23 protein-coding genes and 2 tRNA genes are annotated in these 26471 nt (G+C 67.8%); 17 read left to right on the plus strand and 8 right to left on the minus strand.

Annotated elements, in window-relative coordinates; all coding sequences use genetic code 11:
• Window positions 1-15: 15 nt before the first annotated feature.
• The 7 genes from EV675_RS14325 to EV675_RS14355 all read left to right on the plus strand — a co-directional run bounded on the left by EV675_RS14325 (window position 16) and on the right by EV675_RS14355 (window position 4801).
• Window positions 16-996 carry a Bug family tripartite tricarboxylate transporter substrate binding protein gene (locus EV675_RS14325; RefSeq protein ID WP_130358042.1) on the plus strand — a complete coding sequence of 327 codons (981 nt, stop codon included), beginning with the start codon at window positions 16-18 and terminating at the stop codon, window positions 994-996.
• A gap of 9 nt (window positions 997-1005) precedes the next feature.
• On the plus strand, window positions 1006-1938 hold the full coding sequence (locus EV675_RS14330) for a VOC family protein (RefSeq protein WP_130358043.1): 933 nt from the start codon (window positions 1006-1008) through the stop codon (window positions 1936-1938).
• 11 nt (window positions 1939-1949) lie between these two features.
• The gene (locus EV675_RS14335) at window positions 1950-2819 is read left to right on the plus strand and encodes a fumarylacetoacetate hydrolase family protein (RefSeq protein ID WP_130358044.1); all 870 of its coding nucleotides are present in this window, start codon (window positions 1950-1952) and stop codon (window positions 2817-2819) included.
• Window positions 2820-2840: 21 nt separating this feature from the next.
• Complete coding sequence (gene kce / locus EV675_RS14340) at window positions 2841-3776, plus strand: 3,5-dioxohexanoate:acetyl-CoA acetone transferase (RefSeq protein WP_130358045.1); 936 nt, start codon at window positions 2841-2843, stop codon at window positions 3774-3776.
• 41 nt (window positions 3777-3817) lie between these two features.
• Window positions 3818-3894, plus strand: a tRNA-Met gene (locus EV675_RS14345).
• A 223-nt stretch (window positions 3895-4117) separates the two neighbouring features.
• Complete coding sequence (locus EV675_RS14350; protein ID WP_130360091.1) at window positions 4118-4315, plus strand: type II toxin-antitoxin system HicA family toxin; 198 nt, start codon at window positions 4118-4120, stop codon at window positions 4313-4315.
• A gap of 72 nt (window positions 4316-4387) precedes the next feature.
• Window positions 4388-4801, plus strand: a complete 414-nt coding sequence (locus tag EV675_RS14355) for a type II toxin-antitoxin system HicB family antitoxin (RefSeq protein ID WP_124689985.1) — start codon at window positions 4388-4390, stop codon at window positions 4799-4801.
• 155 nt (window positions 4802-4956) lie between these two features.
• Here EV675_RS14355 and EV675_RS14360 read toward each other — a convergent pair.
• From EV675_RS14360 to siaA, 6 genes are all read right to left on the minus strand, one after another.
• Window positions 4957-5033: transfer RNA gene (locus EV675_RS14360), tRNA-Met, on the minus strand.
• A 63-nt stretch (window positions 5034-5096) separates the two neighbouring features.
• Window positions 5097-7118 carry an FUSC family protein gene (locus tag EV675_RS14365; RefSeq protein ID WP_130358046.1) on the minus strand — a complete coding sequence of 674 codons (2022 nt, stop codon included), beginning with the start codon at window positions 7116-7118 and terminating at the stop codon, window positions 5097-5099.
• Between the two features lie 147 nt (window positions 7119-7265).
• Entirely contained in the window at window positions 7266-8054 is a 789-nt protein-coding gene (gene siaD, locus EV675_RS14370; RefSeq protein WP_130358047.1) for a biofilm regulation diguanylate cyclase SiaD, read from the minus strand.
• An 11-nt stretch (window positions 8055-8065) separates the two neighbouring features.
• On the minus strand, window positions 8066-8443 hold the full coding sequence (siaC, locus tag EV675_RS14375) for a biofilm regulation phosphoprotein SiaC (RefSeq protein WP_130358048.1): 378 nt from the start codon (window positions 8441-8443) through the stop codon (window positions 8066-8068).
• Between the two features lie 18 nt (window positions 8444-8461).
• Window positions 8462-9004 (minus strand): biofilm regulation protein kinase SiaB, encoded by a 543-nt coding sequence (gene siaB / locus EV675_RS14380; protein WP_130358049.1) that lies wholly within the window; start codon window positions 9002-9004, stop codon window positions 8462-8464.
• A complete protein-coding gene (siaA, locus tag EV675_RS14385; RefSeq protein WP_130358050.1) occupies window positions 9004-11010 on the minus strand; it encodes a biofilm regulation protein phosphatase SiaA in 2007 nt (668 codons plus the stop codon). Before siaA ends, siaB begins: the two co-directional genes overlap by 1 nt.
• Window positions 11011-11255: 245 nt before the next feature.
• On the opposite strand from siaA, the gene EV675_RS14390 reads away from it, so the two are divergent.
• Window positions 11256-11525: a DUF1488 family protein gene (locus EV675_RS14390; protein WP_130358051.1), complete on the plus strand. Its 270-nt coding sequence runs from the start codon at window positions 11256-11258 to the stop codon at window positions 11523-11525.
• 28 nt (window positions 11526-11553) lie between these two features.
• Here the strand turns inward: EV675_RS14390 and EV675_RS14395 are convergent, their stop codons facing one another.
• A complete protein-coding gene (locus EV675_RS14395; RefSeq protein ID WP_130358052.1) occupies window positions 11554-12471 on the minus strand; it encodes a DMT family transporter in 918 nt (305 codons plus the stop codon).
• A gap of 305 nt (window positions 12472-12776) precedes the next feature.
• Here EV675_RS14395 and scpB point away from each other — a divergent pair, with 305 nt between their 5' ends.
• The 9 genes from scpB (at window position 12777) to EV675_RS14440 (ending at window position 26032) form a co-directional block, all read left to right on the plus strand.
• Complete coding sequence (gene scpB / locus EV675_RS14400; protein WP_130358053.1) at window positions 12777-13688, plus strand: SMC-Scp complex subunit ScpB; 912 nt, start codon at window positions 12777-12779, stop codon at window positions 13686-13688.
• On the plus strand, window positions 13685-15457 hold the full coding sequence (gene rluB, locus EV675_RS14405) for a 23S rRNA pseudouridine(2605) synthase RluB (protein WP_242621450.1): 1773 nt from the start codon (window positions 13685-13687) through the stop codon (window positions 15455-15457). The genes scpB and rluB overlap by 4 nt, the downstream gene beginning before the upstream one ends.
• 462 nt (window positions 15458-15919) lie before the next feature.
• The gene (gene rimP, locus EV675_RS14410; protein ID WP_130358054.1) at window positions 15920-16429 is read left to right on the plus strand and encodes a ribosome maturation factor RimP; all 510 of its coding nucleotides are present in this window, start codon (window positions 15920-15922) and stop codon (window positions 16427-16429) included.
• Window positions 16426-17904, plus strand: coding sequence for a transcription termination factor NusA (gene nusA / locus EV675_RS14415; RefSeq protein ID WP_130358055.1), 1479 nt, complete (start codon window positions 16426-16428; stop codon window positions 17902-17904). The genes rimP and nusA overlap by 4 nt, the downstream gene beginning before the upstream one ends.
• A 44-nt stretch (window positions 17905-17948) precedes the next feature.
• Window positions 17949-20867, plus strand: coding sequence for a translation initiation factor IF-2 (gene infB / locus EV675_RS14420; protein WP_130358056.1), 2919 nt, complete (start codon window positions 17949-17951; stop codon window positions 20865-20867).
• 17 nt (window positions 20868-20884) lie between these two features.
• Window positions 20885-21349 (plus strand): 30S ribosome-binding factor RbfA, encoded by a 465-nt coding sequence (gene rbfA / locus EV675_RS14425; protein ID WP_130358057.1) that lies wholly within the window; start codon window positions 20885-20887, stop codon window positions 21347-21349.
• Window positions 21350-21382: 33 nt separating this feature from the next.
• Window positions 21383-22321, plus strand: coding sequence for a tRNA pseudouridine(55) synthase TruB (truB, locus tag EV675_RS14430; RefSeq protein WP_130358058.1), 939 nt, complete (start codon window positions 21383-21385; stop codon window positions 22319-22321).
• Complete coding sequence (gene typA, locus EV675_RS14435) at window positions 22318-24138, plus strand: translational GTPase TypA (RefSeq protein WP_130358059.1); 1821 nt, start codon at window positions 22318-22320, stop codon at window positions 24136-24138. The genes truB and typA overlap by 4 nt, the downstream gene beginning before the upstream one ends.
• 193 nt (window positions 24139-24331) lie before the next feature.
• A complete protein-coding gene (locus EV675_RS14440) occupies window positions 24332-26032 on the plus strand; it encodes a methyl-accepting chemotaxis protein (RefSeq protein ID WP_130358060.1) in 1701 nt (566 codons plus the stop codon).
• On the opposite strand, the gene EV675_RS14445 is transcribed toward EV675_RS14440, so the two are convergent.
• Window positions 26029-26457 carry a GNAT family N-acetyltransferase gene (locus EV675_RS14445; protein ID WP_242621548.1) on the minus strand — a complete coding sequence of 143 codons (429 nt, stop codon included), beginning with the start codon at window positions 26455-26457 and terminating at the stop codon, window positions 26029-26031. The two genes, EV675_RS14440 and EV675_RS14445, sit on opposite strands and share 4 nt — an antisense overlap.
• Window positions 26458-26471: the final 14 nt, after the last annotated feature.

Below are 26471 nucleotides of genomic sequence, written 5' to 3' on the forward strand. Positions count from 1 at the left end.
CCAGGAGACAGACACATGAAGACATCACGACGCACATGGATCGCCGCCGGCCTCGCGCTGGCGGCCTGCCTGGCCGGTACGGCCCAAGCGGCCGCCTGGCCGACCCGCCCGGTGCGGCTGGTCCTGCCCGGGGCGGCCGGAACGGCGCCCGACATCATGGCCCGGCTGCTGGGCGACAAGCTGTCCAGGATCTGGGGCCAGCCCGTCATCGTCGAGAACAAGCCCGGCGCCGGCGGCCTGGTCGGACTGGCGGCGGTGAAGTCGGCCGAACGCGACGACCACATGTTCGTGTTCACCCCGGCGTCGGTACTGACGCTTACGCCCTACATGTACAAGAGCTCGCAGGTCGACATCGTGCGCGACTTCCAGCCCGTGGCCATGGTGGGCATCAGCCCCATGATGGCGGCGGTCAGCGCCTCGTCGCCCGCCAACACGCTGGCCGACGTGCTGGCCATGGCGCGCCGCCAGCCCGACAGCTTCGTGGTGTCGACCACGTTCCTGTATTCGGTGCCCAATCTCGCGGTGGACATGCTGTCGCGTGCCGCCGGCGTGCCGCTGCGCGCCGTGCCTTTCTCCAGCAGTTCCCAGAGCATCTCGGCCGTGGTCGGCGGCGACGCCCAGATGCTGATCGACGGCGTGCCGCCCATCGAGCCCATGATCAAGGGCGGCCGGCTCAAGCCCGTCGTGATGTTCTCCGAAGGGCGGGTGCCCAATCGTCCCGACCTGCCCGCGGCGTCCGAGACCTATCCCTCGCTGGTCATCAACGGCTGGTTCGCGGTCGTCGCGCCGCAAGGCACGGGCAAGCCGGCCATCGAGCGCATCAACCGCGACCTGGCCGCCGTGCTGGCCGAACGCGACGTGGTCGACAAGCTCGATACCCTGGGCGTCTACCCCAAGCCCATGTCGGTGGAGGCGTTCGGCAACTACTGGCGGGACGAGCGTGCGCGCTGGGAGAAGGTGCTGCGCGACGTGAACGCCCAGCCGGTGCAGCAATAGGAGGCCGGCGTGAGGACAGGACTGGAAGCGGCCTACATCGGCCTGGACAGCACGGCGCCGGCGGCCCTGGGCGACTACCTGACCGAGGTCGTGGGCCTGATGCCCGGCGAGGCTGCCGCAGACGGCGCCGCCACCTGGCGGGTCGATGGCAAGGCCCAGCGGGTATGGGTGCGCAAGGGCGAGCGCAACGATGCCGCCTGCATGGGCTTCGAGGCGGGCGACGCGCAGGTATACGACCGCGTGCTGGGACGGCTGTCGGCACAGGGGTGGCGCATGAGGGCCGGCACGGCGGATGAGCGCGCGGCCCGGCGCGTGCGGGACCTGACCGTGGTCCAGACCCCTTGGGGCATCCCGCTGGAGCTGGTGACGGGGCTGGAAGAGGCGGCAACGCCCTTCGCGAGCCCCCACTTTCCCGAGGGATTCGTCACGGCGGGGCAGGGCTTCGGCCACTTCGTCTTCGCCGTGGGCAGCGCCGAGGAATACGACTCGGCCCGCCGCTTCGCCATCGACGGCCTGGGGCTGGTCCTGTCGGACTGGCTGCGGCTGCCCATGGGGGCGATCGAAATGCACGTCTCCTTCTTTCACTGCAACCCGCGCCACCATTCGCTGGCCATCGCCTATCTGCCCCGGCCCGAGGTTCCGCAGCGCCTGCACCACATCAACTTCGAGGTCGCGCACGTGCGCAGCGTGGGCCTGGCCTACGACCGCGCGCTGCGTGCCGGCACGCCGCTCGCCAACACGCTGGGCCAGCACGCCAACGATGGCATGGTCAGTTTCTACAGCCTGGGCCCCGACGGCTGGCGTGTCGAGATCGGCGCCACCGGCCGCACAGTGGGCGAGGACTGGAACGACGTGCGCGAATACGACCGCATCAGCGACTGGGGCCACCTGCCGCCCGATGCGCTGGCGCAGGCCCTGGCAGGACCATCTTCTTCCGCTTGAACAAGGAACCCATGAAACTCGTCACTTTCTCCCATCGCGGCAGGACGTCCATCGGCAAGGTCGAGGGTACGCGCGTGATCGACCTCGCGGCCGCCGACCCGGCGCTGCCCGCCACCATGCGCGGCCTGCTCGCCGGCGGGCGCGCGCTGCTGCAGCGCGCGCGCGACGTCGATCCCGAGCGCGCGCCGGCGTACCCGCTGGCCGACGTCAGGCTGGAGGCGCCCGTGCCCGATCCGGCCAAATACCTCGCCATCGGCATGAACTACGGCAAGCACGTGGTCGAGGCCAGGCGCGCCGGCGTGGACGTGCCCGACAGCCAGGTCTGGTTCAACAAACAGGTCAGCTGCATCAACGGCCCCTACGACCCGGTGCACATGCCGCGAGTGTCCGACAAGCTCGACTACGAAGCCGAGCTGGGCGTGGTGATCGGCACCCGCTGCCGCCACGTCCCGGCGGAGCAGGCCAGGGAAGTCATCGCCGGCTATCTCGTCTGCAACGACGTGTCGGTGCGCGACTGGCAGCGGCGCTCGGCCACCATGACCCTGGGCAAGTCCTTCAACACCACGGGCCCCATCGGACCCTGGATCGTCACCGACGACGAAGTGCCCGATCCGCTGGCGCTGACCCTGCGCATGCGCATCAACGGCGAGGTGCGCCAGGAAGCCCGGACCGGCGAGATGATCTACAGCATCTACGACCAGATCGCCTACCTGTCCACCGTCATGACGCTGGAGCCCGGCGACATCCTGGCCACCGGCACGCCCTCGGGCGTCGGCGCCGCCATGGATCCGCCTGCCTTCCTCAAGATCGGCGACGTGATGCGCGTCGAGATCGACGGCATCGGCCACATCGAAAACCGCGTCGTCGCCGAGCCGGCGTAACGCCTGCCCAGGAGCCTCTTCGTGCCCAGAAAAGTCATCATCACCTGCGCCGTCACCGGATCGGTGCACACCCCCAGCATGTCGCCGCACCTGCCCATCACGCCCGACCAGATCGCCGAGCAGGCGGTGGACGCGGCGCGCGCCGGCGCGGCCATCCTGCACCTGCACGCCCGCCACGCGGCCGACGGCAGGCCCGCCTTCGAGCCCGCGGTCTACCGCCAATTCCTGCCGCGTATCCACGCCCAGACCGACGCCGTCATCAACATCACCACCGGCGGCTCGCACACCATGACGCTCGAACAGCGGCTGGCCGGAGCCATCGACGCTTCGGCGGAAATGGCCTCGTGCAACATGGGGTCGATGAATTTCGCGCTGTTCCCCGTGCTGGACAAGATGAAGGACTTCACCTTCCCGTGGGAGCGCGAGCACCTGGAGAAGACCCGCAACGCCATCTTCCGCAACACCTTCGGCGACATCGAAACCATTTTCGAACACCTGGGCAGGGCGCACGGCACCCGCTTCGAATTCGAGTGCTACGACGTCGGCCACCTGTACAACCTCAAGCACTTCGTCGACCGGGGACTGGTACAGGGTCCGATCTTCCTGCAATTCGTGCTGGGCGTGCTGGGCGGCATAGGCGCCGATCCCGAGAACCTCGTGCACATGAAACGCATCGCCGACAAGCTGTTCGGCGACAGCTACCAATGGTCCGTCCTGGCCGCCGGCCGCCACCAGATGCCGCTGGTCACCCAGGCCGCGCTGATGGGCGGCAACGTGCGGGTCGGGCTGGAGGATTCGCTGTCCATCGGGCCGGGCGAGATGGCCACCTCCAACGCCCAGCAGGTGGGCAAGATACGCGGGATCCTGGAGTCCTTCGGCTTCGGGATCGCGACGCCGGACGAGGCGCGCGAGATGCTGGGGTTGAAGGGGAGGGGGAAGGTGGCGCTGGCGGCGTAAAGCACGGTCATGCGAGTACGTGTATAATCTTTCTTCTCAGACGCGGGGTGGAGCAGTCTGGCAGCTCGTCGGGCTCATAACCCGAAGGTCACAGGTTCAAATCCTGTCCCCGCAACCAAATAGAAAACGGCCTCGATCGCATTGCGACGAGGCCGTTTTGCTTTGCACCTTCCGTTCAAGGGTGTTTGCTCAAGAACCTCCCCTGCCATTAATGCCACAGACCCAGGTCTAGCCCGGAGGTCTGTCACCGTGGCGATGAGACAAAAATCAGCATATTGAAGGCGACCATTGGTCATCTTTTTTGCTGACCATGTAATCTTTTTTGTTTACTCTTGTCATAGATCGACAAACGCGGGGATGAGGGGAAAGTTAACGAGTTCCGGCGATGGTTAGCTGCCCAGGGCGCCACCTTCAAGGAAGGCGCCGGTCACACAAAGGTGTACTACCAGGGCAAGCAGACCACTCTGCCAAGGCACCCAAGCCAGGAGCTTGGGGAAGGGCTGAGAAAGGCGATTCTCAAGCAACTGGGGATCAAGTAATTGAGGGGCCGCAAGGGACTTCCCAAACGCATTTCACCGCACCACCGAACGCAAACGCAAAGAGGTAATCAGATGCGCTACGCCGCTCGAATCGAACCGGATGGCAACGTTTTCATGGTGTCGTTCCGCGACATCCCCGAAGCTCTGACGGCTGCGGATACCCGCGAGGAAGCCGAGGCTGCAGCGGCCGATGCATTGCGCACGGCCATGGACTTCTATTTCGAGGATCGGCGGGCCGTACCCCTGCCGTCCAAGGCCCAGGCCGGTGAGGTCCTGGTTGAACTACCTGCCAGCCTGTGGGCAAAGGTCCTGTTGCTCAACGAAATGGTCCGCCAGGACGTAGCGCCGGTGGAACTGGCGCGCCGGCTGGGAACGCGCAAGCAGGAAGTCACCCGCATCATGGACCTGGGCCATGCCACCAAGATCGATACCATTGCTGCCGCGCTTGCCAGCCTAGGGCGAGAGCTGAGCTTGTCGGTGCGTTAACAAGCAGGTGAAAGAGATCGTCGGCCGGAGGCGGCGTGGCGCGGGCAAAGAGCTGCCCCGCACGCAGCGGAGGATATCGACGCCGAGGGCGCGTTTGGTTGAGGGATGCAAAGCAAAACGGCCTCGTCGCAATGCGATCGAGGCCGTTTTCTATTTGGTTGCGGGGACAGGATTTGAACCTGTGACCTTCGGGTTATGAGCCCGACGAGCTGCCAGACTGCTCCACCCCGCGTCTGAGAAAAAGATTATATCCCTGTCATCTTTCCAATGCAAACTGGAGCATGGGAAGGTGCCTTCACGCGCGTTCTCCGTCTTCCCCTGCACGCGAAGAAGAAAGATCCGCGATCCGCTGCGCCCATGCCGGTGCAGGCTGCGCGCGGAAGAATGCCGTGTGCCCGGCCAGGTGCTCCGCGGCTTCCTCCAGCCAGCACGCGGCGGGCACGGCGGCGCAGGTGGCCGCCGCACGGGCCCGGTTGGCGTAGTTGCGCAGTGTTGCGCCGGCATCGTGCGGCGTGGCCAGCGGTTTGCTCATGGCGTGCAGGGCCAGGCCTATCCATGGCGCTTCCGGCGCCTCGGGCCGCCGGTCGAGCAAATGGCCCATGCGCGCCAGCGCGTGGCCCAAGGACAGTGCCGCCAGCGCGCCGTCGGCGGTGGGGGCTTCCGTGCCGGAGCGCGCGATCAGTGCCAGGATCAGGAAGCGCAGGCGGGCCAGGTGGCGCGCCGCGCGCGTGGGCGTGCCTGCCCGCTGCGCGATGGCGGCGATCTCGGCGCGGATGGCGCGATGGATGTGTCGGCGGCGGCGCAGGGTGGTCATCGGGATCAGCCACCGGTAGGCGGCGTAGCTGCAGGCGATGCCGGCCAGCAGCATGAGTTCGACCGTGAGCAGTGCCATCGGTTCGGCGGGCTCGGCATTGACGGGCTGCGCCAGCACCGCGAACAGCATGTTGAAGGCCAGGCCGATGAAGGCCGTGCCGCGATGCGCCTGGGCCGTGGCGGCGGCCAGGATGAGGGGCGAGGCCAGGGCCAGCGACAGCCAGGGGTGGGGTACGACGGGTGCGACGCCCACGCGCCAGACGAAGGCCGCGACTGCGGCCGCGGAGGCACCGGCCAATACGCGCCGCATGAGCGGCACCGGTTCGTCGACCGAGGCAAACAAGGCGGTGAAGATGCATGCGCCCAGCATGAAGTAGCGCAGGGGTTCCCAACCGGATGCCAGCCATGCTCCCGCCGCGAGCGCCGAGATGGCCACGCCGCGCCACGCGGCGATGCGCACGCCGGCGATGTCCGCATGGGCGGCGGTGGACGAGGGGGCGGGCTCCGGCAGCGTTGCCGCCATGTTCCGGTAGCTCGCGGTGATGGCCGCCAGCGCCTGTTCGAATTCGTCCAGGCAGGTGTCGAACAGCGGATCGGCGCCGCGCAGGCGGCGGGTCGCTGTGCGGACGATGGCCAGCGAGGATCCGCGTCCGGCCTGGATGGTCTCGGCCAAGTCGTCCAGGCTGGCCCGCAACTGCTCCAGGTCTTCCGCGTGGTTCGGGGCCAGCGCCTGCGCGTGCAGTCGCAGCGCCGGCATGATGGCGATCAGGTCGAGCAGTCCCGCCAGCAGGCCGCGCATGGGTTTGAGCCGGCGCCGCTGGGACAGCGAGCCGGCCGTCGTGTCCTCGGCGGTGGCCTCCAGTCCGGCCAGCGCCGCTACGAGCTTGCGCTCGCGTGACGGAGTGTCGGGAAGCCCGCCAGGCCCGAGCAGGCGGGCGGCATGGCCCAGCGTCGCGCAGAGCAGGTCGCGGGTCTTCTCCAGCAGGGCGGTCGCGGGAGAGGGCGGGTTCCACAACGCGATGACGAGCAGCGAGGCGGCGATACCTATCAGATTGTCGAGCATGCGCGCCGCCGCGAAGGCGGCCGTGTCGAGCGGCGTGCCGGCCGTCAGCACGACGATGACGGCGGTGGTCAGTCCGCACAGGGCCGCGCCGTAGGCGCGCTGGTGCCGCAGCAGATTGCTGGCGCCGCAGCACAGCCCCATCCATACGCACAGCGCGGTCAGCAGCAGGGCCGGGGCGCCGCCTGTCAGCGCGGTCAGCCCGACGGCAGCCAGGGCTCCGGCCAGTGTACCGAGCAACTGCATCAGGCTGCGCTCGAGCAGCAGTCCGCGCGTGGGTTGGCCGATCATCCAGACGGCCATGGCCGCCCACCAGGGGTTGGCGATGGAGAAGGCGGTCGCGGCCGCCATGGCCAGTATCGAGGCGGCGGCCAGCCTCAGCGCGAAGCTGCGCGAGGCGGGGTGGCGAAGAGCGGGAAAGAGGAGAAAAGGCTGGATGTGCATCGATGGCCCGTTGAAACTGAGCCTCCTCCAGCTCTGCCGGATCGTGGTGTCCGGCTTTGCGGTGCCGTCCGGGCGGACCGCGGGACGATTATAGAGGCTCGGGCCCCATCGTCCTATTTCAGCGTCTGGCGTGGACCAGGCGGGGCCTCAGACCTCGGACAGCACGATGCAGTCGCGGCCCCGGCGCTTGGCCTCGAGCAAGGCCGCGTCCGCCCGCTCGACGGTGTCGGAATAGTGTTCGCCGTGGCGATAGGCGCTGATGCCCACGCTGGCGCTGATGGATTGGCCGACGTCCGGCGCGCCGGCGTGTTCGCGGATGCGCGTGCAGACCCGCTGCGACAGCGCCTGCGCCGACACCAGGGTGGTGCCGGGCATGATCATCATGAATTCCTCGCCGCCCCAGCGCCCGCACAGGTCGTACTCGCGCAGAGAGCTTTGCAGGATGCGGCCCACTTCGATCAGGGCGCGGTCGCCGGCGGCATGTCCGAGCGTATCGTTGATGCGCTTGAAGTGGTCGATGTCCAGCATGGCGATGGTGTACGGCTGGCCCGAGCGCGACGCGCGCTGGCTTTCTTCCTTCAGCCGGTGCATCAGGTGCCGGCGGTTGGCCAGGCCGGTCAGGACGTCGCGGTTGGAGGCGTCGCTCAGGGCGACGTTCAGGTCCTGCATCATGCGTTGGTAGTGGTCGGAGATGCGGGCCAGCTTCTCCAGTTTGCGCAATTGTTTCTGGAAGCGCTCGTCCAGGTCGTTCTCGCGCTCCTTGGCCAGGGTCTGGTAGCCGTCGGAGATGTGGGTGACCCGATCGAGCCGGGTCGTCTGGTCGAGGAAGGCGCGCCAGATTTCGTCCAGGGCCGCGCGCAGCGGGTGGTCCTGGTACTCCGGCTGGGCCAGCAACTGCTCGATGCGCCGGCCGAGGTCCTCGATGTCGCGTTTCATGGTCGTGAAGGTCAGTCGTGGGCGACGATGGCAAAAGGAAAACTGCAGTCTTCCTTGAATTCCTCGGCCAGTTCGGCCACCCGTTCGTTACGCCTATCGTAATGCCAGTTGACCGAAACCGGGTGGCCGCCGCCATGCGCGTCCTCCAGCAGGTCGAAGACGTCCATGATGGCGCGGACGCTGCTGGTGTTCAGGTAGAGCAGGTGCAGCTCCAGCGACAGCGGACGCCTGGCCTCGGCCAGGAAGCGTTCGACCCAGTCGATCACCTGGTTGAACAGGTCGAAGGAGTTTTCCGGGTAGGAATCGCCGGTCATGGTCAGGACGCCGGCGTCCCAGTCGCCGGAAATGGCGGGGGTGGACTGGCTGCCTGTAATCGTGAGGTTGCTCATGATGCTGGTACTCGTTTGCTAGATGACGGCGCTCAGGCTGAAGAACGCCCGGCCCGCGTCGATTTCCTGCAGCGAGGCGCTGAGCGGCTCGCTGGCCTTGCGGGCGATGTCGATCAGGCCCAGCCCCGAGCCGCTGCTGGCCCCCGCGTCGCGTGGCTTGCGCAGTTGTTCCTTGTAGCTGGCCTTGAGCTGGGCCTTGTCCTGCCGGGCCAGGATGTTGATCCGTTCGAGCAGCGAATGGCCGTCGGCGATTTCCACCACATTCCCGGCCGACACGACGTGGCGGCCGTCTTCCTTGTTGGCCACGATGACGGTGGCCATCGCTTCGTGCTCGGCATAGCCCTGGGCGCTGGCATAGTGCCGGATGTTCTGCGTCATTTCGATGTATGCGCCGAAAACGTCCATGGCCGCCGAGGGCTGCACCTGCTCCGCCTGCAGGTAGTTGCGCAGCGCATTGCCGATTTCCTCGATCAGGCTGCGCGAGATGGGGCCGTTGAAACACAGCATGATGCGGTCGCGGGTGAAGCTTTCGCGCATGGCGAAAAGGTCGATCGAATCCATCATGACTCCGCGCTAAGGTTGGCCTGCTCGAACTTGAATGACAAGACGGTGATATCGTCGCGCTGCGGTTGGCGGCCCTGGTAGTCTACCAATGCCTGGGTGACGGCGTGGGCCTGCTGGTCGAGCGGGAGCCCGGCCACCGACTGCAGCAGGTCGACCAGGCGGCGATTTCCGAAACTGAAGCCATGTTCCCCTCCGGATTGGTCCAGCAGGCCATCGGTGACGAGGTAGAACGTGCGATCGGCCAGGGGCAGCGTGACGTTGGCATATTCCCCGACGCGCTTTTCCCCCAGGGCGCGGCGGGCGCCCTTGTATTCCTCGACGGCGTCGCCGCTGCTGGCGTAGAGCGTCATTTTCGCGCCGGCGAAGCGCAACTGTCCAGCATGCCGGTCCACGTAGACCAGGGCCGCGTCCATGTTGGTGGCCAGGGCGCGCGGCAGTTCGGCGTCGCTCAGCATGGCCCGCATGGCCGCGTCGGTGCGGGTCAGGATGGCCGCGGGATCGCCCGGACCGGCCTCGGAAATGGCGTGGTCGATGGCGGCGCGGGCCAGCATGGTCATCAGCGCGCCCGCCACGCCGTGGCCGGCGCAATCGACCACGCCCAGCAGGCAGTTGTCGCCATCGGCCCGGAACACGTAGAAATCGCCGCCCACCACGTCGCGGGGCTTCCACAGCACGAAATGGTGCCGCCCCAGGGACTGCACCAGCTGCCGGTCGGGCAGGATCGCGCGCTGGATCAGGCTGGCGTAGTCGATGGAGTCGTCGATGGTCTTGTGGGTGGCGGCCATGCGCTCGTTGGCTTCTTCCAGCGCCTGGGTGCGCTCGCGCACCCGCTGTTCCAGCTCGGCGGTATGCGAGCGGACTTTCTCGGCCATGACCCCGAAGGCCCGGCTCAGTTCGCCGATTTCGTCGCTGCCGCCTTCGGGCAGGGTGACGTCGTAGCGGCCGGCCGAAATCGCCTGGGCCGTGTGCTGCAGCCGGCGCAGGGGCGCCAGCATCAGCCGGTCGACCGCGTAGCCGAAGCCCAGGAGCAGCAGGAACAGCACGGCGGCCAGCGCCAGCAGCGCCGGCACCAGCCACTGGTAGTTGACGATGCGGGCGATGCCCAGGTCCACCGACGTCAGGACGTACCACCGCAGCTCGGGCAGATAGACCAGCGCGACGGCCGACTTCGCGCCGTTCAGCGTGGCGAACAGCGGAATGGCGTTGCCGGGGGTGGCCAGGGCGTCGGCCATGGCCTGCTGCAGCCGGGTGCGCTCGGCATCGCGGGCCACCAGCCCCTGGACCGTGCGCTGGGCGGTTTCCTCGGCGGTCATGGATTTGAAGGCGATGCGGGTGGCGTCGGGGTGGACCTGGATGTTGCCCTGGCGGTCGAAGATGATGGTGGTCACGCCCGGCTCCACGCCCTCCATGAAGCCCTTCAGGAAGGTGGTCAGGTCCAGGCCCGTGCCTATCATGCCCAGCCGTTCCTCGCCGTCGCGCACCTGCACGTTGAACCAGAACTTGGTCACGCCCAGGACGTGGTTGACGTCGATCTGCAGGTCGTAGGGCGCGCTGTCCTGCATGGTCGAAAAGAACCACGCGTCCTTGGGTTCGGAACGTTTCAGTGTGTAGCGGGGCGTTTCGACCGTGGGACCCTTGTCGTCGTTGTAATAGTAGGACGGCGTGCCGTCGATGACGAAATAGGAATGGTCGCGGAAATCGTGCTGGTAGCCGCGGGCTTCCCGGAAGAAGCGGCTGCGTTTGTCGGGATTGGCCGGGTCGCGCATCCAGTCCAGGGTCAGGGTCGAGCTGGCCATGCGCTGGGCCAGCGCCAGTTCGCGCATGACCGGGGCCAGCAGCTTCTGCTCGCTCAGCAGCGTGTGGTTGCGGGCGTAGGCAACGCCGAAATACTCGCGCACGGCATTGATGCCCTGCCAGGCCAGCAGTGCCGCCGGCACCAGTGCCACGGCGCAGGCGAACAGGAGTGCCAGCAGCGATTTACCCCTCAGACCCAGCATGGCCATGCGGATTTCCTTGACAAGCGCGACATGCCGATCCGGCAAAGCCGCGATTGTGCCGGGCGCGCGCGGCTCATGCAACGAAACGTTGCGCCGCAGCCCGCAGGCGGGGTGGGGCTTATGCATCGCATTACCCGGAGCGCAGTGGACGCGCGCGGCCATTGGGCCTAGAGTCAAGGATCGCGATGCGCGAATCGGTCGCCGCCAGGGCCTGGGGACGACCGCTGGTTCAGACTATCGGAGACAGGCTTATGACCACGGAGCTTGCCAGAGAAGTCCGGCCCGCCGTGCTGGACGGCGCCGTTCGCTTCACCGCCCGGTTCGAGGGCCGCAAATCCCAGGAGTTCGAAATTTCCGCCGATGTGCTGCGCGAGCACTTCGGCGCCTCGGACGCGTCCGCCGACGCGCTGCTGGCCGCTTTCCACCGGGGCCGGCACGAGATCCTGACCGCGGCGGCGGAAACTCTCGGCACGCCCACCAGCGGAATCGTCCAACTGGGCACGGGCGACTTCCGCGCCTAGCCGCCGGCCTGGCGCCGGTTCTTTTTCATCACGACGATGGCCGCGCCGCGGCCCGCCTGCGCGCGGCCGTCGCCAGCACGATGCCGCTCGCGATGAGGCCGATGCCCGCCAGGTGGAAGGGATGGACCCGCTCGCCCAGGAACACGACCGCCAGCAGCGTGCCGAAGACCGGCATCAGGTGGATGAACAGGCTGGCGGGCCCCGCGCCTATCAGTTCCACGCCGCGGTTGTAGAAGAAATTGGCGACGATGCCGGGCAGCAGGATCACGTAGGCGATGGCCAGCGTGCTGGGCAGGCCGGTTTCGATGCGCGCGCCCTGCGCATGCTCGTACAGGTACAGGGGCAGCAGCATCAGCGTGCCCATCAGGAAGGTGACGGTCAGCAGGCTGAGCGGGTGGATGGCCGGGCGGCGGGCCAGCAGGGTGGTGTACAGGCCCCAGACCGCGACCGCGGCGACGATCCAGGCGTCGCCGGGATTGAGCGCGAAGGCCAGCAGGTCCTGCGGCCGGCCGCGGGTGGCGATGGCGGCGATGCCCGCCAGGGAAATGGCCACGCCGGCCATCTGGGCCAGGGTGGCGCGCTGGCCCAGCAGCAGGAACGAGAACAGCAGCGTCACCATGGGGATGGCCGACTGCATCAGCAGCGCGTTGACCGCGGACGTCTCGCGCAGGCCGATGTAGACCAGCGTGTTGAAGCCGGCTATGCCCAGCAGCGACAGCAGGAGCAGGATGGGCACGTGCCGCCTGATGACCGGCAGGTCGGCCCGCCAATGCCGGCGCGTCAGCACCAGCAGGATCAGCGTGCCGCCGGCCCAGCGCCAGAAGGCCAGCGCGACGGGCGGAACGGTGCCGCCCGCCGCGCGTCCCACGATGAAGTTGCCCGACCAGAACAGCACGGTGGTGATGAGGAGGAAATAGGCGGAGTTCCAGAGTCGGGAGGCAGGCATGGGGTGGAGGGCCAGGGTTGATCGTGCGGGGCCGGTTTGCCCGGAGGCTTGTGACAAGCGCGTGCAGACGCTACACTAAGAACCGCTGCAGGGGCTTGCGCCCGCGCCGACAAGGCGCGGCCGGTCTTGCCGGTGGTCACGAACCCGGCTCCCAAACGCTCCCGCATCATCACAGGCCGGTTCAGCATAACGTAGAACTCCGCCAGCTCGCCCTGAAGGTCGGGCCGGTCGTCCAGGCCACATGCTCTAAGAATCAGAACCCGTATTGGGAACCATACGGATTACGCCCGTTTGATCACACGCTCATGAACACCAGCGAGGCAAGGCTCGTGCTGGAGACTGCGCTCTTGTGCGCGCAGGAACCGTTGCAATTGTCGGAACTGCGCAAGCTGTTCGCCGACGAGGTCGGCAACGATACGCTACGCGGCCTGTTGCAGGACATACACCAGTCATGGGCCGAGCGCGGCATCGAGCTCGTTGCGCTGGCCAGCGGCTGGCGGTTCCAGAGCCGGCCCGCCATGCGGCCCTATCTCGAACGCCTCAATCCCGAGCGGCCGCCGAAGTATTCGCGCGCCGTCATGGAAACGCTGGCGATCGTGGCCTACAGGCAGCCCGTCACGCGCGGCGACATCGAGGAAATCCGCGGCGTGACCGTGTCCTCGCAGGTCATCAAGACCCTCGAGGATCGTGGCTGGATCGAGGTCATCGGCCATCGCGACGCGCCCGGCCGGCCGGCGCTGTTCGGCACCACGCGCCATTTCCTGGACGACCTGGGGCTGAAGGCGCTGGACGAGCTGCCGCCGCTGGAGTCGGCCGAGTCCGTCGCCGCGCTGAGCGGATTGGACGGGTCAGGGGACCTGTCCCTGGCGGTAGAAGGGGCCGAGCAGGACATCCCGGTCGAAGCCGATGCCGCCGCCAATGACGACGCGGCCGCCGAGGCGGTCGTCATTGACGAGGCTGCTCCCATCGAAGAAGTGGCGGTCGTCGATGAAACGGCGGTCGTCGAAGAAGTGCAGGTGGTCGAGGACGCCGTCGTTGCCGAGGGCGCCGAACCCGGCGACACCTGGGCGGACGAGGACATCGCCGCCGAGGCCGTCGCGGACGAACCCGCCGGCCACGAGGAAACCGATATGCAAGCGCCCGACGCCGAGCCGGCGCCTGGCGTCGAGGACGAGGAGTCCTCGGTTACGAAGACAAGCAACCAAGACCATACATGAACGAAACCACGCACGATATGCCTCCCGCCGAAAGCGTGGAGGCGTCCGCTCCGTTGGAGTCCGGTGCGCCCGCGCAGGAAAAGGCCCGGGGCCGGCGCAATTTGCGTACGCCTTTCCGCCGCCGCAGGCCGGCCGATGAAGCCGCGCCGGAGGGCGGCGCCCCCGCCGAAGCGCCTGCCGCCGAAGGCGAGCAGGCCACCTTGTTCCCCGCCGAAGCCAAGCCGCCGCGGCGCAAGCCGCGCGAAGCGAAGGGATCCCAGGACGCCAAGGGCCCCCGGGGGGGCAAGGGTCCCAAGCCGCAACAGCAGCGGCGCGGCGGCCAGAAGCGCCGCGAGGCGGGAGTCCAGGCCGATGCCGAAGGCGCCCAGCTGGCGCTGCCCGAGCCGAGTCCCGAGGAACTGCGCGCGGCCGAGAAAGAGGCCGACCAGGCGCTGTCCTTCCTCGACAAGGCTCCCGACCTCAAGCGCCGCCTGGGCAAGTACCTGTCCAGCGAGGCCGTCATGCCCAAGCTGCACAAGGTGCTGGCCGACGCCGGCATCGGCTCGCGGCGGGAAATGGAAGAGCTGATCGTGGCCGGCCGCGTGTCGGTCAACGGCGAACCCGCCCACATCGGCCAGCGCGTGGCGCCCAACGACCAGGTCCGCGTCAATGGCAAGCTGGTGCAGCGGCGCCACACCACGCGTCCGCCGCGGGTCGTGCTCTACCACAAGCCCGCGGGCGAGATCGTCACCCAGGACGACCCCGAGGGCCGCGCGACGGTGTTCTCGCGGCTGCCCAAGATCAAGAACGGCAAGTGGCTGTCCATCGGCCGCCTGGACCTGAATACCGAAGGCCTGCTGATCTTCACGACTTCCGGCGACCTGGCCAACCGCCTCATGCATCCCCGCTACGGGCAGGAACGCGAGTATGCCGTGCGCGTGCTGGGCGAGATGACCGACGAGCAGCGCCGGGCGCTGGTCGAAGGCGTGCAGCTGGACGACGGCATGGCCGCGTTCGGCTCCCTGGACTACCTGGGCGGCGACGGCAGCAACCGCTGGTATCGCGTCACGCTGCAGGAAGGCCGCAACCGCGAAGTGCGGCGCATGTTCGAGTCGCAGGGCGTGGTGGTGAGCCGCCTGCTGCGCACCCGTTTCGGCGATGTGTCCCTGCCGCGCGGCCTGCGCCGTGGGCGGTGGGAAGAGCTCGATCCCTCGCTGGTGACCGCCCTGCAGGTCCAGCTGGGCCTGGTCCGCGCGGACGACGAGGAAGGCGGCCGCCGGGGCCGGCGCAGCGCGCAGCCCGTGTCGCACGAGGCGGCGCTGCCGCCGGGCTTCGGTACGCTGGAGCAGAACGGCATGCACGGCGCCCGCGTCGGCCGCAAGGGCCGCATCCAGGGCGGCAAGGCCGCGATGCCGGGCGTGGCGCAAAGCTTTCCCTCCGACCCGTATGGCACGGGCCAGAGCTTCGCGGGTGGGCTGCCCAACGGACACCCTCACGGCGGCGGCGAGCGCGCCGGGGGACCCGGCGGGCGCAAGCACGGGAAGAAAGGCCCGGGCCGCCCGGGAGGCCGGCCCGAGGGCCGCAAGTCCGAGGCCGGCGCAGGTGCCGGCGGCCGGGCCCAGCGCGGCCGGCCCGCCAAGGGGGGCAATGGCGGCAACGGTCCGAAGGCGGGCAAGGGCGCCGGACGTGGTACGGGCGAGGAGCGCCAGCCCCGTGGCGCCTCGGCGCACGAATCCCACCTGGGATTCCTGGGCGGGGCGAACGGACGGGCACGCCGGGGGCGCGGTTAGGCCGGCTCCTGTGGCGCGGTGGCCATTGACTTGAAAAAATGGTCGATTTGGCTTACCATCTACAGGCTAGACACCGCGTTTAGGGTTCAGTGCGCGAACAGGGCACTTTTCGAGCCGGTCTCCACCTTGCGCGATGGCTGTCCCCCCGATGTTTCAGTGGGCGGCTGGTGTGTATAGGGCAGGAGGGTTCTCCGGTTGAAAGGCGGCTTGCGGCATTCGTGCCCAAAGGCTGGTCCCCGGTTGAGTCCTCCGACAACAGAACAGGCGGTCGTTCGGATCATGCGGCGCGTAAGCGCGCAATCCGGACGATGTCGCAAAATGGGCTGGGCCGTGCAGCCCATTTTTTTTTGGTTTTCCGGTTCGTGTCCGTCGGATCCCCGGCCTGTGCCGGGCGACGGGCCACGGCCGATACACGGCGGCATGCCAGGCATGCCGTTCACGAACGAGGGCGCATAACGAGGCATGGCAGATCTTTTTCAGCTTACCGAGCAATCCCTGGCGGGCCTGGGGGTTGAACTGGTCGACGTGGAACGCGCCGGGCAGGGGCTGCTGCGTGTCACGATAGATCGCGAAGGCGGGGTGCGCATCGAGGACTGCGAAGCGGTCTCCCGTCAGCTGTCGCGGGTCTACGAGGTCGAGAACATCGACTACGCGCGACTGGAAGTCGGGTCGCCGGGCACCGACCGTCCGCTGCGCACCGCCAGGGACTTCGCCCGGTTCGCCGGCGAGCGCGCGCAGATCAAGCTGCGCCTGCCGTTCGAGGGACGCAAGGTTTTCGCCGGCACGCTGGTCGTGCCGGACGCCGATCCGGCCGTACGGGCGGATGGGGCGGACAAGGGCGCCGAACCCGAGACGTTCGGCATCGAATTCGAAGCAAAGGAAGGGGATATCCAGGTACTGCGGTTCACGCTCGACGAGATCGAGCGGGCCAAGCTGGATCCGGTTCTGAATTTCAGGGGCAAAAAGCGATGAGCCGCGAGATTCTGTTGTTGGTGGACGCGCTGGCGCGCGAGAAGAACGTCACGCGCGACGTGGTGTTCGGTGCTCTCGAGAGCGCGCTGGCCTCCGCCATGAAGAAGCTCTACAAAGAGGATGTCGACATTCGTGTCGCAATCGACCGCGAGACGGGCGACCATGAGGCGTTCCGCCGCTGGCTGGTCGTGCCCGACGAGGCCGGCCTGCAGATGCCCGACCAGCAGACGCTGCTGTCGGAAGCGCGCGAAGTCGTCCCCAACATCGAACTGGACGACTACGTCGAAGAGCCGCTCGAACCCATCGAGTTCGGCCGCATCGGCGCCCAGGCCGCCAAGCAGGTCATCCTGCAGCGGATCCGCGACGCCGAGCGCGAACAGCTGCTGAACGACTTCCTGGAGCGCGGCGAGTCCATCGTGTCCGGCACCATCAAGCGCATGGACAAGGGCGACGCCATCGTCGAGATCGGCAAGGTCGAGGCGCGCCTGCCGCGTTCGGAAATGATCCCGAAGGAAAACCTGCGCGTGGGCGACCGCGTGCGCGCCTACCTGAAGGGCATCGACCGCCAGGCCCGCGGCCAGCAGATCATCCTGTCGCGCGCCACGCCGCTGTTCATCGCCCAGCTGTTCGAGAACGAAGTGCCCGAGATCGAGCAGGGCCTGCTCGAACTCAAGGGCGCGGCCCGGGATCCCGGCGTGCGCGCCAAGATCGCCGTGGTCGCCCACGATCGCCGCATCGACCCGATCGGCACCTGCGTCGGCATGCGCGGTTCGCGCGTGCAGGCGGTGCGCAACGAGTTGGGCGGCGAGCAGGTCGATATCGTGCTATGGTCCGAGGATCCTGCGCAGTTCGTGATCGGCGCGCTGGCGCCGGCCAACGTCCAGTCCATCGTGGTCGACGAAGACCGCCATGCCATGGACGTGGTGGTCGACGAGGACAACCTGGCGATCGCCATCGGCCGCAGCGGCCAGAACGTGCGCCTGGCGTCCGAGCTGACCGGCTGGCAGATCAACATCATGACGCCTGACGAAAGCCAGGCCAAGCAGGAGCAGGAGCACAGCTCCCTGCGCGAAACCTTCATGTCCAAGCTGGACGTCGACCAGGAAGTGGCCGACATCCTGATCGAGGAAGGCTTCACGGGCCTGGAGGAAATCGCCTACGTGCCGATCCAGGAACTGCTGGAGATCGAAGCCTTCGACGAGGACACGATCAACGAACTGCGCAATCGTGCCCGCAATGCCTTGCTGACCGAGGCCATCGCGCAGGAAGAACGGGTCGAGACCGCGCAGGATCTGCTGAGTCTGGAAGGCGTGACGCCCGAGCTGGCCGCCAAGCTGGCGGAAGGCCAGGTGCTTACGCGCGACGACCTGGCGGACCTGTCCGTCGACGAACTGATCGAGTTGACCGGCATCGATGAAGAGCAGGCCAAGCAGCTCATCGTCCGTGCGCGCGCGCACTGGTTCGAGCAGGCTTGAGTTTGCCCATACCGTCGATCAGCCACACCGGGGAAGAGAAACGAATGTCGAGTAACACTGTCGCCCAGTTCGCAACCGAGCTGAAATTGCCCGCCAACGTACTGCTGGAGCAGCTGCGCGCCGCGGGTGTAAGCATCAAGTCGGTCGACGATACCGTCACCGAAAGCGACAAGGCACAACTGCTCGAATCGTTGCGCCGTGCCCATGGTGCGTCCGAGGACCGCAAGAAGATCACGGTCACCCGCAAGCAGACCTCCGAGATCAAGCAGGCCGATGCCACCGGCAAGGCCCGCACGATCCAGGTCGAGGTGCGCAAGAAGCGCGTCTTCATCAAGCGCGACGCCGGCGACGGCGCCGAACTGGAAGCCGGCCAGGCCCGCCCCGAGGACGAGGTTCGCACCAGCCAGGTGGAAGCCGAGGCCCGGGAAGCCGAGCGCCTCGAGCGCGAGCGCCAGGAGGCGCAGGAACGCGAGCGCGCCGAAGCCGAGGAACGCGAACGCCGCGAGGCCGAAGCGCGCCTGCGCGAAGCCGAGGAACAGGCCCGCCTGGCCGCCGAGCGCGCGGCCAGGGAAGCCGAGGAAGCCGCGGCCGAAGCCGAGAAAGCCAAGCGCGCCGCCGCCGAGGCGGCAGCAGCCCAATCTACCCACCCTGCCGTGCCCGAGGGAGGGGCTGCAGTGAGCGATGTCGTAGCAAGCCAGGCTGCGACGAGCGCCGAGGCGGCGCGCGTCAAGGCCGAAGAAGCCCGCAAGAAGGCGGATGAAATGCGCAAGGCCGATGCCAAGGCCGCGGAAGCGCGCGACAAGGCGCGCCGTGCCGCCGAGGCCGAGGCCGCCGCGCTGCGCGAGATGCTGAGCCGTCCGCGCAACAAGGTCCTGCATGCCCCGCAACCGGCGCCCGCGCCGGCTGCCGCCCCGACGGCGCCGATCGCCGGCACGCTGCACAAGCCGGCCGCGAAGGCCGCCGCAGGCCAGGACAACAAGGCTGCCGCCGCGCCGGCCGCCAAGAAGGACGACAACAAGGCCGCGCCGGGCAAGAAGGTCCTGAAGGCCGGGGCCGTCGCCTCGACCTGGTCCGACGATGCCTCGCGCAAGAAGGGCCTGAAGACCCGCGGCGACGCGACCGCCGGCGCGAGCCGCGACGGTTGGCGCGGCGGTGGCCGCGGTGGCCGCAACCGCCACCAGGACCAGAAGGCGCAGCAGGTGGTCGAGAACATCGTGCGCGAAGTGCACGTGCCCGAGACCATTTCGGTGGCCGACCTGGCCCACAAGATGGCGGTCAAGGCGGCCGAGGTCATCAAGGTCCTGATGAAGATGGGCCAGATGGTCACCATCAACCAGGTTCTGGACCAGGAAACGGCGATGATCGTGGTCGAGGAACTCGGCCACACCGCGATCGCGGCCAAGCTGGACGACCCCGAGGCCTTCCTGGACCAGGCGCCGGCCACGGACGCCGTGGAAATGCCGCGCGCGCCGGTCGTGACCGTCATGGGCCACGTCGACCACGGCAAGACCTCGCTGCTGGACTACATCCGCCGCGCCAAGGTCGCCTCGGGCGAAGCGGGCGGGATCACGCAACACATCGGCGCCTACCACGTGGAAACCGAGCGTGGCGTGGTCACCTTCCTGGATACCCCGGGCCACGAGGCGTTCACGGCCATGCGGGCGCGCGGCGCCCAGGCCACGGACATCGTGATCCTGGTGGTGGCGGCCGACGACGGCGTCATGCCCCAGACCAAGGAAGCCATCCACCATGCCAAGGCGGCGGGCGTGCCCATCGTCGTGGCGATCAACAAGATCGACAAACCCGAAAGCAACCCCGACCGCGTCAAGCAGGAACTGGTGGCCGAGGAAGTCGTGCCGGAAGAATACGGCGGCGATTCGCCCTTCGTGCCCGTGTCGGCCAAGACCGGCGCAGGCATCGACGAGCTGCTCGAGCAGGTGCTGCTGCAGGCCGAAGTCCTGGAACTGAAGGCGCCGGTCGACGCGCCGGCCAAGGGCCTGGTCATCGAAGCCAAGCTGGACAAGGGCCGCGGCCCGGTCGCGACCATCCTGGTCCAGAGCGGCACGCTCAAGCGTGGCGACGCGGTACTGGCCGGCGCGAGCTTCGGCCGGGTGCGCGCGATGCTGGACGAGGTGGGCAAGCCGATCGCCGAAGCCGGTCCGTCCATCCCGGTCGAGATCCAGGGCCTGACCGAGGTCCCGGCCGCCGGCGACGAACTGATGGTGCTGAGCGACGAGCGCAAGGCGCGCGAGATCGCGCTGTTCCGCCAGGGCAAGTTCCGCGACGTCAAGCTGGCCCGCCAGCAGGCAGCCAAGCTCGAGTCGCTGTTCGACAACATGGGCGAGGGCGTGCAGACGCTGGCGCTCATCGTCAAGACCGACGTCCAGGGTTCGCAGGAAGCGCTGGTCCAGGCGCTGACCAAGCTGTCCACCGACGAGGTGCGCGTGCAGGTCGTGCACGCGGCGGTCGGCGGCGTGTCGGAAAGCGACATCAACCTGGCCATCGCCTCGAAGGCGGTCGTCATCGGCTTCAACGTGCGGGCCGATGCCAGCGCCAAGAAGCTGGCCGAGAACAACGGCATCGACGTGCGCTACTACAACATCATCTACGACGCCGTGGATGACGTGAAGTCGGCCATGTCGGGCATGCTGGCCCCCGAGAAGCGCGAGGAGGTCATCGGCCTGGTCGAGATCCGCGAGGTCTACAACGTGTCCCGCATCGGCAACATCGCGGGCTGCATGGTGCTCGACGGCGTGGTCCGCCGCAATTCGCAGGTCCGCCTGCTGCGCAACAACGTGGTCCAGTGGACCGGCGAGGTCGATTCGCTGCGCCGCTTCAAGGACGACGTGCGCGAGGTCAAATCCGGCTTCGATTGCGGTATCACGCTGCGCAACAACAACGACATCGCGATCGGCGACCAGCTCGAGGTGTTCGAAGTGAAGGAAGTGGCGCGTACCCTGTAAGGGGCACGTGCAGGCAGATGAGTCGTCACAGGCAGAAGAAGCTCCCCGGCGGCCGCAACCAGCGGCTCGCCGACCAGATCCAGAAGGACCTGGCCGAGATGATCCAGCGCGAGGTCGATACGGCCCGCGCCGGTCTGGTCACGCTTACGGGCGTGGACCTGACGCCCGACTACGCCCATGCCAAGGTGTATTTCACCGTCATGGGCGCCGAGCCGTCCGAGGCCGAAACCGCGCTGAACGAGAAGGCGGGCTGGCTGCATTCGCTGTTGTTCAAGCGGCTGCACATCCACACCGTTCCCACGCTGCATTTCTTCCACGACCGCCAGATGTCGCGCGGCATGGAAATGAACCGGCTGATCGCCCAGGCCAACACGCCGGGCGTCCTGGCCGACGAACTGACCGAATCCGGCCATACCGGCCAGGACGAGCGCGAGGGTATCGCGCCGGCAGAACCGTCCGCTCCTGACGACGACCGCGCGTAAGCCGCGCCGCGTCCTTTTTTTCCGACGATTGCGATGGCTTCCCGACGCGGGCGTGCGCTGGATGGTGTGTTGTTGCTGGACAAACCCGAGGGCTTGTCCAGCAATCATGCCTTGCAGCGCGCCCGGCGCATACTGGATGCGCGCAAGGCGGGGCATACCGGGACGCTGGATCCGTTCGCGACAGGATTGATGGTGCTGTGCTTCGGCGAGGCGACCAAGTTCTCCGGCGGGATGTTCGACGCGGACAAGAGCTATACCGCCACGCTGGCGCTGGGCGAGGAAACCGACAGCGGCGACCGTACCGGGGTGCCGGTCGGCTTCCCCGGCCAGGATCCCGAGGCTGCCGTGGACGAGACGCGGATGCTCGATGTGTTGTCACGCTTCGTCGGCAGGATTTCGCAGGTGCCGCCCATGTATTCGGCGCTCAAGCGCGACGGCAGGCCCTTGTACGAATATGCGCGCGAGGGCGTCGAGCTCGAGCGCGAGCCCAGGCAGGTCACGATCCACGGGCTGCGGCTGTTGTCGCTGTCCGGACGGTCGGCGACGATAGACGTGGCGTGCAGCAAGGGCACCTACGTCCGCACGCTGGCGCAGGACGTCGGCCGGGCGCTGGGATGCGGCGCGCACCTGACGGCGCTGCGGCGCACGCGCACGGCGGGGTTCGACCTGGCCCAGGCCTGGACGCTGGAGCGGCTGGAAGCCCTGGCCGATCCGGCCGGCGCGCTGCTGCCGATGGAGTCGCTGCTGGCCGACCTGCCGGTCGTGCGGCTGGATGCCGCGGCGGCCGGGCGCTTCATGCAGGGACGCAAGGAAAGAATGGCCGCCGGCGAGGCAACCGGCACGGCGGCCGCCGAGACAGATGCAGGCAAGGTCCGGGTTGCCGGACCGGACGGTGGATTCCTGGGAACGGCTCGCTGCGAGGACGGCTGGCTGCAGCCCGACAGATTGATTTCATTCAAGGAAACGACATGACACGCGCATTGCGCAACGTGGCGATCATCGCCCACGTGGACCATGGCAAGACGACCCTGGTGGACCAGCTGCTGCGGCAGGCCGGCACCTTCCGCGAGAACGAGCAGATAGCCGAACGGGTCATGGACTCGAACGACATCGAGAAGGAGCGTGGCATCACGATCCTGGCCAAGAACTGCGCGGTGGAATACGAAGGCACGCACATCAACATCGTGGATACCCCGGGGCACGCCGACTTCGGCGGCGAGGTCGAGCGGGTGCTGTCCATGGTGGACGGCGTGCTGCTGCTGGTCGACGCGGTCGAGGGCCCGATGCCCCAGACCCGCTTCGTGACCCGCAAGGCGCTGGCCCTGGGCCTCAAGCCCATCGTCGTGATCAACAAGATCGACCGCCCGGGCGCCCGTCCGGACTGGGTCATCAACCAGACCTTCGACCTGTTCGACAAGCTGGGCGCCAGCGAAGAGCAGCTCGATTTCCCGGTGGTCTACGCGTCGGGCCTGAACGGCTACGCGGGCCTGACCGAGGAAGTGCGCAGCGGCGACATGAAGCCGCTGTTCGACGTGATCCTGGACAAGGTGCCGGTGCGCAACGACGATGCCGACGGTCCGCTGCAACTGCAGATCGTGTCGCTGGACTATTCCAGCTACGTCGGCAAGATCGGCGTGGGCCGCATCACCCGCGGGCGCGTGCGTCCGCTGCAGGACGTGGTGATCAAGTTCGGTCCCGAAGGCAACCCCATCAAGGGCCGCGTCAACCAGGTGCTGAAGTTCCGTGGCCTGGAGCGCGAGATCGTTCCCGAGGCGCAGGCCGGCGACATCGTCCTGATCAACGGTATCGACGAACTGGGCATCGGCTGCACGGTGTGCGCGCCCGAGGCGCCCGAGGCGCTGCCCATGATCAAGGTCGACGAGCCGACGCTGACCATGAACTTCTGCGTGAACACCTCGCCGCTGGCCGGCCGCGAAGGCAAGTTCGTGACCAGCCGCCAACTGCGCGACCGCCTGGACCGCGAACTCAAGTCCAACGTGGCGCTGCGCGTGCGCGATACCGGCGACGACACCGTGTTCGAGGTGTCGGGCCGGGGCGAACTGCACCTGACCATCCTGCTGGAGAATATGCGCCGCGAAGGCTACGAACTGGCCGTCTCGCGCCCGCGCGTGGTCTTCAAGGACATCGACGGCGTCAAGTGCGAGCCGTTCGAACTGCTGACGGTGGACGTCGAGGACGGCCACCAGGGTTCGGTCATGGAAGAGCTGGGCCGCCGCAAGGGCGAACTGCTGGACATGGCCTCGGACGGCAAGGGCCGCACCCGCCTGGAATACCGCATTCCCGCCCGCGGCCTGATCGGCTTCCAGGGCGAGTTCATGACGCTGACGCGCGGCACCGGCCTGATCAGCCACGTGTTCGATGAATACGCGCCGGTGCGCGACGGCACCCTGGGCGAGCGCCACAATGGCGTGCTGATCAGCCAGGAAGACGGCGATGCCGTGGCCTACGCGCTGTGGAAGCTGCAGGATCGCGGCCGCATGTTCGTCTCGCCCGGCGAGGCCCTGTACGAAGGCATGATCATCGGCATCCACAGCCGCGACAACGATCTGGTGGTCAACCCGATCAAGGGCAAGCAGCTGACCAACGTCCGTGCCTCGGGCACGGACGAGGCCGTGCGCCTGGTCCCGCCCATCCAGCTGACGCTGGAGTACGCGGTGGAGTTCATCGCCGACGACGAACTGGTCGAGATCACGCCCAAGAACATCCGGCTGCGCAAGTTGCACCTGAAAGAGCACGACCGCAAGCGCGCCAGCCGCGAAGCCGCCTGACGGGCCGTCGGCAAGGCCAGGGAAAAGGGGAGCGTAAGCTCCCTTTTTTCATGTTTGTCGGCTGGCCCGGCTCCGTGTTCCGCCATACAGATCCCGCCGGGCATGCCGTTAATGGCTTGAGTGAGTTTTCGTCGCCGCGCCGGGGCGCCATGCCCCGGCGGGTCGCGTGCAAGGGGATCGAATGAGCGCGGTAATGCATGACACGAGTGGTTTTTCCGGCGGCGAGACACGTCCCGTCCCGGCTTCCCTGACGGCCCGGTCGTCGCTGAAGGGCCGGCTGGCGGCGCTGGTGGCCCTGGCGGTGGTGCTGCTGCTGGCGGTCCAGGGGGGGTCCGTCTACAACGAGCGGCAATTGCTGCTCGAGGCCAAGAAATCGGAGATCCTGACCGTCGCCCAGGGGGCCTGGGGGATCGTCAATCACTTCCAGGAACTGCAGCAGAAGGGCCAGTTGACCCAGCAGCAGGCCCAGGAAGCCGCCAAGGCCGCGCTGCAGGGTTTTCGCTACGGCGGCAGCAACGGCAAGACCGAATACATCTTCGTCACCGACGAGCAGGGCGTCATCGTGATGAACGGCGGCAATCCCGCGCTGGCCGGCTCCAACGCCATCACCCGCTCGGGCGACAAGCGCGATCCGGGCGTGGCCATGCAGGAGCGCCTGGCCGCCATGCGCGAAGGGGGCGGGCAGAGCACCATGCGCATCCTGTTCGCCCGGCCCGGCGAAACGGAACCCGTGCCCAAGCTGAACATCTATAAGCATTTCCAGCCCTGGAACTGGGTGATCGGCACCGGCGTGTACATCGACGACCTGGACGAGGTCATCTCGCGCCAGCTCGTCACCGGCATCGGCACGGCGCTGGTGCTGGCGGTGGTCCTGCTGCTGGCCAGCGGCCTCATCGCCCGCGGCGTCATCCGCCAGATCGGCGGCGAGCCGCGTGCCGTGCTCGACATCATGCGCCGCGCCGCCGGCGGCGATCTCAGCCAGAAGCTGCCGGATGCCGAGCCGGGCAGCCTGCTGGACGGCTTCGCCAGGATGTCGGAGTCCGTGCGCAACCTGATCTCGCGCGTCCGCGAGGAAGCGGCCACCATGAAGCGCGACGCCCATCGCATCGCCGAATCGGTGAACCAGGTCTCCACCGCGGCGGTCCAGCAGAGCGACGCAACGTCGTCGATGGCTGCGGCGGTCGAGGAACTGACGGTGTCGGTGGCCCACATCTCCGATGCGGCCAGCCAGACCCAGCACAATTCCGAGGGCGTGGCCGAGAAATGCCGCGATGGCGAGACCCGCGTCATGAGCGCGGCCGAAAGCATGAAGCGCATCGCCAGCGCGGTGGGCGAGGCCTCGCACAAGATCCGCGGCCTGGAGGAAAGGGCGGTGCAGATCAACTCCATCGCCGCCTCGATCAAGGAGATCGCCGGCCAGACCAACCTGCTGGCCCTGAACGCGGCCATCGAGGCCGCCCGGGCCGGCGAGCAGGGCCGGGGCTTCAGCGTGGTGGCGGACGAGGTCCGCAAGCTGGCCGAGCGCACGTCGTCGGCCACGGTGGAGATCGAGGAAATGGTCAGCGCGGTCCAGCGCGAGACGGCCGAATCCACCGTGACGATGGAGCACATCCTGCCCATGGTGGCCGAGGGCACCAGCCTAGCGGACGAAGTGGCGGTGTCGCTGCGCGAAATCAGCTCCAGCGCGGACACCTCGCTCGAGCGCGTGCGCGAAGTGGCGCACGCGACCAAGGAGCAATCGGCGGCCAGCACCTCGATCGCTCAGCAGGTCGAGAGCATTGCCCAGATGGTCGAGGAAACCACGGCCGCCATGGGCGAGACGGCCCGGTCGGCCGAGGAAATGCGCGAGATGGCCGAGCGGCTGGACCGGATGGTGGGGATGTTCCGGGTCTAGCCGGCCTTGGACCCCAGCCGCGCCAGGGCCTCGCCGGTGACGCGCACGATGCGCCACTCGGGCAGCACGTCGGCGCCCATGGCCTGGTAGAAATCGATGGCGGGCTGGTTCCAGTCCAGCACGCTCCACTCGAAGCGGCCGCAGCGGCGCTCGACCGCCAGCGCGGCCAGGGCGCGCAGCAACCGCTTGCCCAGCCCCCGGCCCCGCTGGTCGGGGTGCACGTAGAGATCCTCCAGGTACAGGCCCCGGCGGCCGAGGAAGGTGGAGTAATTGTGGAAGAAGAGGGCGTAGCCCACCACGCCGCCTTCCACGTCCGCCACCAGGCATTCCGCGGCCGGATGCGGCCCGAACAAGGCGTCCCGCAGGTCCTCGTCGCGGGCCAGGAACAGATGGGTCAGGTTCTCGTATTCCGCCAGTCCGCGCATCAGGGCGAGGATGG

The sequence above is a fragment of the Pigmentiphaga kullae genome (assembly GCF_004216695.1).
GTDB lineage: Bacteria > Pseudomonadota > Gammaproteobacteria > Burkholderiales > Burkholderiaceae_B > Pigmentiphaga > Pigmentiphaga kullae.